Raw genomic sequence first — 9,924 nt, forward strand, 5'->3', positions numbered from 1 at the left:
CTCCGTGATCGACATGTTCGAGGGGATCTGCACGATGGATATTGAAATTCATGGTGAACGCCATCGAATCACCAATACCCATCTTGAGCCACAGTTGGAACGGGTACTGTCTTTCCTGGATATGGACCTGAGCATCTTTGGAGTTGCGAAAAAATCGGCCTGATGGGCGATTGCGTCAGCACGCCCGGCGTTTCCAAATCCGATCAAATTTCCAAATGATCGCACTTTCATAGAACCATATAAAGGGAACGGCGGAGAGCAGGGTTGCTGTATCAAGGCAAGATATTGAGTTTCCAGTCAAGAGCCGATTCTTAGGCGCGGAATCTGTGTCAAAAGGTGTCTACGGAGTCAATTCTCCAGACCCTCGTATAGCCAGGTATGTACAAGCGCCCCGCTGCCGCTTGGGCTCAGCGGGGCATTTACGAACTCCTGCCGTGCGATTCATCGTCCAATATACATAGCGGCCCGGGTAGCCTAGAAGGACCTCAGGTACCTCAGGTGCGGCGATCCGGCCAGTTCCCCGGGGGTCGGACAGCGAATGCCGGGACACAGGTCGATGCCAACCGCCCGGTACGCCTCTACCCACAGTGTGGTGCAGATGTGGCGCTTGTCGCTCAGGTACACCGGGACCAATCCGCCCAGGATTTGTCGAAAGGCCAGCAGCGTGAACAGGAAGTAATCGTAACGGCAACCAATCCAGCGCTGGACATACTCGACAATCCCCTCCCGTTGCCAATCCTTTAGTTCAGGGCAGGTGTAGATGTCTCCCACCCCTTGATAAGTGGCCAAAGGCTGAAACCCGGTCCGACGTAGGGCTTGGGACTCGATGAGTTGACCTTCCTCCACCACCCCCGCCACGTGTGTGTACGGGCTCCGCGTCACTTTTGTAATGGGCCAGGCCAGCCCCTCCGTGCCGCGGATGAAAATCAAATCTCCTGCTTCCAAGCCTTCCTTTCGCCTCCTGCACCGGTGTGCACCGCAACCCCCGCAGTCTTTTCTCGCTTCTCCCATATCCTATTGTATCCATTGATAACCTTCCAGGCCATGGAAACCCAACAATCCGGGTACGAAATCTCAAGCGCCAATCCCAAGCGCCAAATCGACATATTCTTGTCACGCTCAGTTAGGTTCAACTAATTAGAGGAGTGTTACAATCAACCTGCAGCGTGTAAAAATCCTTTACAGCGTGAGATGAGACGAATATGAAACAACATCTATATCCAGCACTGGTGGTCCTGACCGCCTTGGGCCTGGCGATAACAACCGCAGGCTGCCAGACCACCGCCGCGACCGACCATCCAACGTCCGCGAGTACCTCATCTGTGACCACCGACAAAAAACAGGTCACCGTCAAGATGAGCCAGCTTGCCTACAGCCCACAGACCTTGCACGTGACTGTAGGAACGACGGTGACGTGGCGCAACGATGACACCATGGCCCACACCGTGACTAGTGGACAGCAGCCACATAAAGATGGCCGCTTTGACTCGGGTAACCTGGACCCGGGACAAACTTTCTCCTACACATTTAAGAAACCAGGCAGGTATCCCTACTTCTGCACTTATCACCCGGGTATGACCGGGACCGTTGTGGTCTCCCAGGCGGTAAGTGATTCCCAGGTGGAAACATCCACCAACTCGGGCAACCAGATGGCAGGGAATATGGATCATTCGTCTGCAGCCTCCGATACCCCTGACCACGTTGCCGCGCTGGGCAGCGGCACACAAGGTGAGCCGAAACAACCGGACGATACGTACCTTCTGCCCTACAAGATGGAGCACGGGTACAAAGTCTTCCACCTGACGGCCGAGCCGGTCTGGTGGCAAGTCAAACCCGGAGAAAAAGTCGAGGCCTGGGCGTATAACGGATCGGTCCCTGGGCCGGAAATCAAGGTGGATCAGGGCGATAAAGTGAAGATTGTCGTGGATAACAAACTGCCTGAAGGCACCACCGTTCACTGGCACGGTCTGGATGTGCCGTTCAGCCAGGACGGCACCGGCGGCATCAGTCAGCCGGACATCAAACCTGGCCACACGTGGACCTATTCCTTCACGGTGAAGGCGCCCCCGGGCACGTACATGTACCACAGCCACCCGATGAAGGATATGGAAAAACAGGAGGACATGGGGCTGTTCGGGCCGTTCATCGTAGAGCCGAAAGGTACCGGTTGGAAACAGGTCCACCCGGGTTATCAACGGGAATACACGTTGGTGGTCAATGATTCGCCCCAATTTGGCTATACCATCAACGGCCTGTCCTATCCCGCCACGCCCGTGCTGCCGGCAAAAGTGGGCGACAAGGTGCTCGTGCACCTGATTAACATCGGATCGATGGACCACCCGATGCACCTGCATGGTATGCACTTCCAGTGGATTGAACAGGACGGCCGGTCCCTACCGCAGCCAATGACTATCGATACTTTGAATACCGCCCCTGGTACGACGTACGACCTGTCATTTGTCGCCAGTCAAGTCGGCAAGTGGCTGTTCCACTGTCACATCACGGCGCACACCACGGACAGCCAGGGCAACATGAGTGGGATGATCACGATGTTCGATGTCACGAAGTAAACGCCACGAAGTGGTCCCCCTGCGGTGATGTGGTCCGCCCACACTGCGACCGTCCGCGCCACCGCGGCGCGTCACCCCGGTCCTCTATGTTGCCGGGCTATCCGGTTACAATAGAGGTGAGCGAAGAAACAGGGAGGCGATAGGATGGCGACCATGAAGGCTGTGGCGCTGGATGCCAGCCAGGGTTTGGTCGATGTGGAAGTCGAAAAGCCCTCGCCGCTAGGACGTGATGTCCTTGTACGCGTTCACGCGGTTGCGGTGAACCCGGTCGATACGATTCAGCGCCCGGCGGAAGGGTCTGCTCCCCCGCGGATTCTCGGTTGGGACGTAGCCGGCACGGTCGAAGCGGTGGGCGAAGCATGTACCTTGTTCCAGCCAGGGGATGAAGTGTTTTACGCTGGATCGATTGTCCGCCCGGGCGGCGACAGCGAGTACCACCTGGTGGACGAGCGAATTGTCGGGAGAAAGCCCAAGCGCCTGAACTTCGCGGAGGCAGCGGCGCTCCCGTTGACCACCTTGACCGCGTGGGAAGGCCTGTTTGAACACTTGGGCGTCGCGAAAAGCGGAATGCAGGGGGAACCCATCCTCATCGTTGGAGCCGCAGGCGGGGTCGGATCGATTGCGACGCAGCTGGCTCGCCGAGCCGGTCTGACCGTGATTGGCACCGCCTCGCGTCCGGAGTCCCGGGAATGGGCCTTGGCGCACGGGGCGCAGCACGTGGTGGACCACACGAAACCGTTTCAACCGCAACTCGAAGCCCTGGGCCTAAAGGAGGTTGACTACGTGTTCTGCCTCAACGTGGTTCACTCCAACTGGGAGAATATGCTCTCCGTTCTCCGCCCGAAGGGCAAACTCTGCACCATTCTGCCGCCGATGGAACCGCTCAACTTCCGGCCCATGGCCGACAAAAGCATCACCTGGGCGATTGAAGCGATGTTCACCCGTTCCAAGTACCAAACCCCCGACATGGAGGAGCAGCACCGCATCCTCTGCGAGCTGGCGGACTGGGTGGACGCTGGCGAGATTCAGACCACGATGACCGAGCGGCTGTCACCCATCTGCGCCCGCAACCTAGAGGCCGCTTTCGCGAAGATCCGTTCGCGGCGTACGATTGGCAAGATTGTGCTGGAGGGGTTTGCGTAAGGCTCGGTTGGAACAGAGCGTAAAGGCCTCGCGGAAAACTACGCGTGGTCGACTTTTCGATGACGAATAGAGACAACTGGCCAGCCCCTGTCCGGCTGATGGGCTCGACAGGGGCGTGCACCATTTATCGCCCCGTATTTTTCCATGGAATTTTGGTCATATGGACAGGTTACTTTGTCCATTTCATGTCGTCTATCCTCCCCATAGCCTGAAATTGACCACAAGGCGGAGGCGTAGGGAATCTGAAAGCTTCATGACAACTCCATGCCCAAAGGTGTAAGCCAAAAAGACTGCGCACGGCTCCAGAACCTGACCCGTCTCCGTCCAAGCACGGACAACCCAGACAAGGGGAGATGAGGGGAAGATGGACTGGTGGAGCCTGTTCCTCACGATAAACCTTATTGGCATCGGGTCCAACCTGGATAATTGGGGCGTGGGCATGGCCTACGGAGGGAATAAGGTGAAATTCCCGTACTGGGTCGACGCGGTTGTCAACCTCGTCGGATTTTTCACGGCCCTCATTGGCGCTTGCGCAGGCGCCATAATCTCGCGCTATTTGCCCGTCACCGCTGCACAGTGGGTGGCGTGCATCGCCCTTAGTGCGATTGGCGTCTATTTCTGGTACACCGCGTACAATCGCCGACGCACCTCCACACACAAACAACCGACAGACAAGCAACCCACAAAGGTAGAGGAACTGGGGTTGAAACAGGCGATTTTCCTCGGATTGGCCTTATCCTTCACCAATGTGGCCAGCGGATTTGGGGCGACCGTGGCCCATGCCGGGGAGGTTTGGTTGTCCGTCTTCTCCATCACGGTTTGGGGGTTCATCATGATTTGGCTTGGCAACGTCATTGGCATTGGGGTGGTTTCGCGTTTTCTCGGCCGCTACGCTTCTCTGGCCGCTGGGCTTCTGCTCATCGTGGCCGGATTGCATCAGGTGTATCGATGACACGCCACCCGGGCCTGATGTTAGCCATGGTTGCTCTGCCAATTCAGCAACGCTGTAGCCGATGACCCGAAGTAATCATTGGTAACGCTTATCCCCACCCGGTCAGCTTCCGGATGGGGACAAGCGGCCGGCCGAACCATGGCCGTGAAACAGTATGACCGACTATACGACTATAGACCTGCTTAGACCTGCTCTACGCCCTGCCATCCGACTGGCTCTTCATGGCCGAACTCAGCCCTGGCTGGCGCGCAAAGCCTGGTCCAAATCGTCCAGGATGTCCTGCAACGCTTCTGTGCCGACGGATAGACGGATGAGCCCGGGCGTAACTCCGGCCGCCAACTGTTCCTCCGGCGCCAACTGCTGGTGCGTCGTGCTGGCCGGGTGAATAATCAGCGACTTCGAGTCACCGACGTTGGCCAGGTGCGAGAACAGACGCACCCCGTGAATCACCTTACGCCCGGCCTCCACGCCGCCGCGCACCTCGAAGGTCAGAATGGCGCCCTGCCCTTTCGGCAGGTACTTTTTCGCCAGCGCGTGAGACGGATGGCTGGCAAGTCCCGGGTAACTGACCGATTCGACGGCGGGATGGGATTCGAGGAATTTGGCGACAGCCAGCGCGTTTTCACTGTGCCGCTGCATACGTAGATGTAAGGTCTCCAGGCCCTGCAGGAAGAGCCAGGCGTTAAACGGCGAGAGGGCCGCCCCCATGTCGCGCAACAATTGTACTCGCGCCTTCAGGATGTACGCCAACGGCCCGAACGCCTCGGTATAGACGACACCGTGATAGCTCACATCCGGCTCCGTCAAACCGGGAAAACGACCGCTCGCCTTCCAGTCGAAGCGACCGCCGTCCACGATGACGCCGCCAATCGACGTGCCGTGGCCGCCGATGAATTTGGTGGCGGAATGGACAACGATGTCGGCTCCAAAATCGAAGGGACGTAACAGGTATGGAGTAGCAAACGTGTTGTCGACAATCAGCGGGATTCCGTGCTCATGGGCAATCGTGGAAATGGCTTCCAGGTCGGGCACGTCACACTTGGGATTGCCGATACTCTCGACGTACAGCGCTTTGGTTCGGTCGGTAATCGCCTGACGAAAATTGTCTGGATTGGACGGATCGACAAAGTGGACCTGGATTCCCAATTTAGGCAGGGTGATGGCAAACAGGTTATGCGTGCCCCCATACAGACTGGTGGCTGAGACGATTTCGTCCCCGGCTCCAGCGATGTTGAGGATACTGTAGGTAATCGCCGCTTGGCCGGAAGCCACCGCCAGTGCACCCACGCCCCCCTCCAGCTGCGCCAGGCGCTGCTCGAACACATCCGTAGTCGGGTTCATGATGCGCGTGTAGATGTTGCCAAACTCCTTCAATCCAAACAAATTCGCCGCATGATCCGTATCGCGAAACGCATACGATGTCGTCTGATAGAGCGGGACGGCGCGCGACAACGTCACCGGATCAACCTCTTGGCCAGCGTGAACCGCCAGCGTCTCTAGTGCCCAGCGGGCCTTTTCTTCCATGAGCTCTCCTCCACTTTCAGATAACCAGATATATTTCATAGAAGGTATCTTTGGAGGATTGTACCGTTTTCAATATACCGGGTCAATTCCGCAGGCTCCGTGCGGCCGAGTTTACTCCGAGCTGGTTGTTTGACGGCACCGCATGGCTTTGGCCGAAGCATCACGATAGGGTAAGAAGGCACCGATGGACAACAGCACCGAGGTCAGGGTCAACGCGCCGAACGGCCGCAGCGCACGCGTCCGCAGGTCGGCAAAGCTCACATTGAGACCGAGCCCCACCATCGCCATGGTGAGAATAAAGGTGCTCACAGTGGAAACGTCGTTCATGACCTGCGTCGGCACCATCACGGAACGGCCCAGGACATAGCTGCCGATGAGGCTCATGGCGATAAAGCCAAGCAAAAACCAGGGAAATTCAATCGCCGCTTTGCCCCCGCTGTCATTGGCCTGCGCCGAGGCGCGCTTAGCCTTGTGCCGCATCCAGGCCATGAGCACGCTTGGTGGAGAATCACATCGATGTTGAGTTTCAATCCGTATAGGATAATGGCGAACCGAAGCAACCGCTTAGCCGCAAATTGAATGCCGGATCGCAACTGCTGTGGCTAGCCAGTCACTTGCCGGTACAGCACCGCGATGAGGATGGCGCATGCCAGTTGTCCGACCCGGTCCAGCAGCGGCAATTTGGACGCGCCCAAGCCGAGTATCATCACGCCAAGGAGATCCTGAACCGTTATCAGCTCATGCGCCGGCTGATTGAGGATTTGAAAACGGAGGCCAGCGGTCCTCTTCACATTGGCGCCAGTTTTACATTCGGGGAATACCTGTTGCCGCATATCGTCGCCGCGTTTCGCCGCCAATACCCGCAAATCCAACCGAGCATCACCATCGAAAACACACACCATGTCCTGGAAGAGGTCAGCCGCGGGCACCTCGATATCGGCATTGTGGAAGGACTGTCGATCCCGGAGAAGGACGTGCTCGTCATCCCCTTTGCCGAAGACACGATGGTACTGGTTGCCGCGAGCCAACACCCGTTGGCAAGCAAAGGATTCGCCACCCGTGAAGACTTGGAGCAAGAGTGCTGGATTGTCCGGGAACCGGGGTCAGGCACCCGTGAAATGACAGATTATGTGTGGAAGACGTTCCACATCCGTCCGAAGACGGTGATTGAATACGCAACGACCCAGGTCATCAAAGAGTCGGTGGAAGCCGGTCTTGGCATCTCGCTCCTCTCCACCTGGGCGGTTCGCAAGGAACAAATGTGTGACGCCCTGCGGACGATCCGATTTACGGAGGCCCCGATACAAAGAAAGTTCTCCATCGTGCTTCGGAAGTCCGACTTTCAGCCCAAATCGATTCAGTTGTTCAAGCAATTCTTGTTGGAAAACGCATTGCGTCCACCGCATCAAGGGTGAGATAGAACAACGATTTCATCATTACAAAACAATGGGGTCCTTGTAGTCTATTCCAACTATTCTACCTAAATTGATGACACTGCCACGGCTGAGATCCGTTACACGATAAATCCGGATATTGTCCTCGGTCGGATGTACAATCTCGCTCAACGACTGGACCAGCTTGGAGAACGCCAGTTCATCCAATTGGCACTCGAATACGGAATGTTGCACGCGCTGGCCGTAATTGAGACAAACCTTAGCCACACGCCGCAGCCGCTTCTGGCCTTGCTTGGTTTCCGTGGAAATGTCGTACGCTATGAGTAGGTTCACTATCTTCACTCCTCATGCCTTGTAATACATCGGTACGTATTCCACGTGGTCCTTGCGAATAGCGCGTGCCAGCAACCGAGCTTGAGTGAGCAGAATCTGTCCGAGCGGCATTTTTTTCTCAAGCAAGGGGTGTTTGATTTCGTCCTGTTTGCGGGATTGATAAGCATGAATGACAGTTCGCCTCGCTTGGTCTGTCATGGAAACCGCGCCCCCAGGCAACACCTCAAAATGATCTCGCCCGATTTGCTTGCGGTTGATGAGCGTGACAGCGAGCCGATCAGCCAGAATCGGTCGAAACTCTTCCATCAAATCCAAGGCCAATGAGGGACGCCCTGGACGTAGCATATGCAGAAATCCAATCTGTGGATCTAGTCCAACACTTTCGACTGCAGAGAGCGCATCATGGGTGAGTAGTGCATACAGAAAAGACAAGAGACAATTGACAGGATCCCGGGGTGGGCGCCGTGAACGTCCGTCGAAGCGAGTGATGTCACTGCCCATTTCCGAGAACTGATGGGCAAAGACAGTAAAGTAACGTCTGGCATTGATCCCTTCGATACCGCGCAGGAGATTAATGTCACGAATTTGATCCAAACGACGAATGTCTCGCGCCATATCCTCAGCCACATCGCGAAGGGCACTTTTTGACTCTTCACGTCGGGAGTCACGCGCGGATCTCAGCAACGCTTGCCGACTATTATAGATTTTCCCAGCCACCACGGCCTGCACAATGGGAACGCTCTGGTCCGGATCGATGAAGGTTTGAAATTGTGCCATGCGTAACAGCACATTGCCAGACTTCGGTCCCTCCAGGCGATATAGGAATTTGCCCTGGCCATTCAGTTTCACGACCGAGATGCCCGCTTGGGCACAACGTTCGAGTAACGGGCTTGTGAAGGATACGCGCCCCAAACCAACAATAGACTCCACATGTAACAACGGAACTTGCAGTAATGTCTCTTTATCCTTGGTTACAATCACCGTGTCTTGCTGGAGCCGTAGCACCGCGCCATCTTGTTGCACGTACAGGGTATTCCTCCATGCACTCATTCTCTCAGACCTCCATCTTTTCCAGAAATTCTTTCCATTTCACGAGATGACGACCATCCGTCCGATCCGGCATGCAAGCCGATTGCAAAGAGCACTGCGCACACCGCGCATCATTGACCGCTGGAGGCACGATGCCGTCATCGATCATCTGTCGTACTTCCTCTGCAATACGGAGTGTTAACATTCGTAACTCCGAAGTAAGTGCTACCGTTCGACGACGCCTAGAAGAAATATGGTAGATATCTCCTTGTTTAATGGAGACGTGAAACATTTCTTCCAGGCAAATCGCCTGTCCGCATAATTGAACCTCGTCCCAGACATGGGCTTTGCGTCGCCCATGCTTAAATTCGATGGGATAGGGAACTCCATTCCGGATTTCGACCACGTCGCATTTGCCAGTCAAACCGTATCTGTCCGACCACACAGGGAATGCAGTAACGATTTCGTTGCCTGCGGAAGATTTCACGTGTTCTTCATCCACGCGGCGATGCGCCCATCTACCTTTCATTGTGTAAACATTTTCATCAAAAATTTGTTCCACGTGGATGAGCGCACATTGCCGGGGACAGTAACTATAATGCTGTAACGCTGACAATGGCACAGTGCTAACGAATGATTCGGACGATAGATTTTCGGACACATTCATGGCGAATCATCTCCCCGGAAGGCACATTCTGAACCATGGTAGATATCTTCCAGTCTATCCGCGATACAAATAAATAAACGCGGAATGTACAGTGAATTGCTATAGTAGTTTTCATTTCGGGTAAGTGAAGCTGCGAGGCTCTATGAGCGTTTGTGGATGAGTGCGGACAAGGCGGGCAGGCCATACTTCAACGGAGCTGCGGAGCCAATCCGCAGATCAACGATTGATAGTGCGAAAACCGGTGAAATGATTGTGCTGCCGCTTCAATGGAGCTGCGGAGCCAATCCGCAGATCAATGAGGGATGGATTGGC

The 9,924-nt window shown here is 55.7% G+C and carries 10 protein-coding genes and 1 pseudogene; 4 read left to right on the forward strand and 7 right to left on the reverse strand.

Annotated features, from left to right (window positions below; all coding sequences use genetic code 11):
* Positions 1-474 precede the first annotated feature (474 nt).
* On the reverse strand, positions 475-945 hold the full coding sequence (locus H522_RS0116420; protein WP_026963136.1) for a C40 family peptidase: 471 nt from the start codon (positions 943-945) through the stop codon (positions 475-477).
* Between the two features lie 257 nt (positions 946-1,202).
* Between H522_RS0116420 and H522_RS20815 the strand changes: the two genes are divergently transcribed.
* The 3 genes from H522_RS20815 to H522_RS0116435 all read left to right on the forward strand — a co-directional run bounded on the left by H522_RS20815 (position 1,203) and on the right by H522_RS0116435 (position 4,665).
* On the forward strand, positions 1,203-2,570 hold the full coding sequence (locus tag H522_RS20815; protein ID WP_051344383.1) for a multicopper oxidase domain-containing protein: 1,368 nt from the start codon (positions 1,203-1,205) through the stop codon (positions 2,568-2,570).
* Between the two features lie 144 nt (positions 2,571-2,714).
* Positions 2,715-3,713 carry a zinc-binding alcohol dehydrogenase family protein gene (locus H522_RS0116430; protein WP_026963137.1) on the forward strand — a complete coding sequence of 333 codons (999 nt, stop codon included), beginning with the start codon at positions 2,715-2,717 and terminating at the stop codon, positions 3,711-3,713.
* A 364-nt stretch (positions 3,714-4,077) separates the two neighbouring features.
* A complete protein-coding gene (locus tag H522_RS0116435) occupies positions 4,078-4,665 on the forward strand; it encodes a manganese efflux pump MntP (RefSeq protein WP_026963138.1) in 588 nt (195 codons plus the stop codon).
* 231 nt (positions 4,666-4,896) lie between these two features.
* Here H522_RS0116435 and H522_RS0116440 read toward each other — a convergent pair whose 3' ends face one another.
* The 3 genes and pseudogenes from H522_RS0116440 to H522_RS22425 all read right to left on the reverse strand — a co-directional run.
* Complete coding sequence (locus tag H522_RS0116440) at positions 4,897-6,189, reverse strand: homocysteine synthase (RefSeq protein ID WP_026963139.1); 1,293 nt, start codon at positions 6,187-6,189, stop codon at positions 4,897-4,899.
* Positions 6,190-6,300: 111 nt separating this feature from the next.
* Positions 6,301-6,678: a putative sulfate exporter family transporter gene (locus H522_RS22250; RefSeq protein ID WP_245578163.1), complete on the reverse strand. Its 378-nt coding sequence runs from the start codon at positions 6,676-6,678 to the stop codon at positions 6,301-6,303.
* Between the two features lie 56 nt (positions 6,679-6,734).
* A pseudogene (locus tag H522_RS22425) lies at positions 6,735-6,782 on the reverse strand (hypothetical protein); the annotation flags it as partial.
* A 60-nt stretch (positions 6,783-6,842) separates the two neighbouring features.
* On the opposite strand from H522_RS22425, the gene H522_RS20125 reads away from it, so the two are divergent.
* Positions 6,843-7,604 (forward strand): LysR substrate-binding domain-containing protein, encoded by a 762-nt coding sequence (locus tag H522_RS20125; protein WP_245578164.1) that lies wholly within the window; start codon positions 6,843-6,845, stop codon positions 7,602-7,604.
* A gap of 21 nt (positions 7,605-7,625) precedes the next feature.
* Here H522_RS20125 and cas2 read toward each other — a convergent pair whose 3' ends face one another.
* From cas2 to cas4, 3 genes are read right to left on the reverse strand one after another with little or no spacing between them, the layout of a single operon-like run.
* A complete protein-coding gene (cas2, locus tag H522_RS0116455; protein ID WP_026963141.1) occupies positions 7,626-7,916 on the reverse strand; it encodes a CRISPR-associated endonuclease Cas2 in 291 nt (96 codons plus the stop codon).
* A 12-nt stretch (positions 7,917-7,928) separates the two neighbouring features.
* Positions 7,929-8,966 (reverse strand): type I-C CRISPR-associated endonuclease Cas1c, encoded by a 1,038-nt coding sequence (gene cas1c, locus H522_RS0116460; RefSeq protein WP_026963142.1) that lies wholly within the window; start codon positions 8,964-8,966, stop codon positions 7,929-7,931.
* Positions 8,967-8,970: 4 nt separating this feature from the next.
* A complete protein-coding gene (cas4, locus tag H522_RS20130; RefSeq protein ID WP_051344385.1) occupies positions 8,971-9,612 on the reverse strand; it encodes a CRISPR-associated protein Cas4 in 642 nt (213 codons plus the stop codon).
* Between the last annotated feature and the right edge of the window lie 312 nt (positions 9,613-9,924).

The sequence above is a fragment of the Alicyclobacillus herbarius DSM 13609 genome, from assembly GCF_000430585.1.
GTDB lineage: Bacteria > Bacillota > Bacilli > Alicyclobacillales > Alicyclobacillaceae > Alicyclobacillus_G > Alicyclobacillus_G herbarius.

Excerpts from the sequence above, each read along its gene's own strand:
- cas4 (WP_051344385.1), bottom strand. The coding sequence starts at position 9,612 with ATGAATGTGTCCGAAAATCTATCGTCCGAATCATTCGTTAGCACTGTG.
- H522_RS0116440 (WP_026963139.1), bottom strand. The coding sequence starts at position 6,189 with ATGGAAGAAAAGGCCCGCTGGGCACTAGAGACGCTGGCGGTTCACGCT.
- cas1c (WP_026963142.1), bottom strand. The coding sequence starts at position 8,966 with ATGAGTGCATGGAGGAATACCCTGTACGTGCAACAAGATGGCGCGGTG.
- H522_RS20815 (WP_051344383.1), top strand. The coding sequence starts at position 1,203 with ATGAAACAACATCTATATCCAGCACTGGTGGTCCTGACCGCCTTGGGC.
- H522_RS22250 (WP_245578163.1), bottom strand. The coding sequence starts at position 6,678 with ATGGCCTGGATGCGGCACAAGGCTAAGCGCGCCTCGGCGCAGGCCAAT.
- H522_RS0116435 (WP_026963138.1), top strand. The coding sequence starts at position 4,078 with ATGGACTGGTGGAGCCTGTTCCTCACGATAAACCTTATTGGCATCGGG.
- H522_RS0116430 (WP_026963137.1), top strand. The coding sequence starts at position 2,715 with ATGGCGACCATGAAGGCTGTGGCGCTGGATGCCAGCCAGGGTTTGGTC.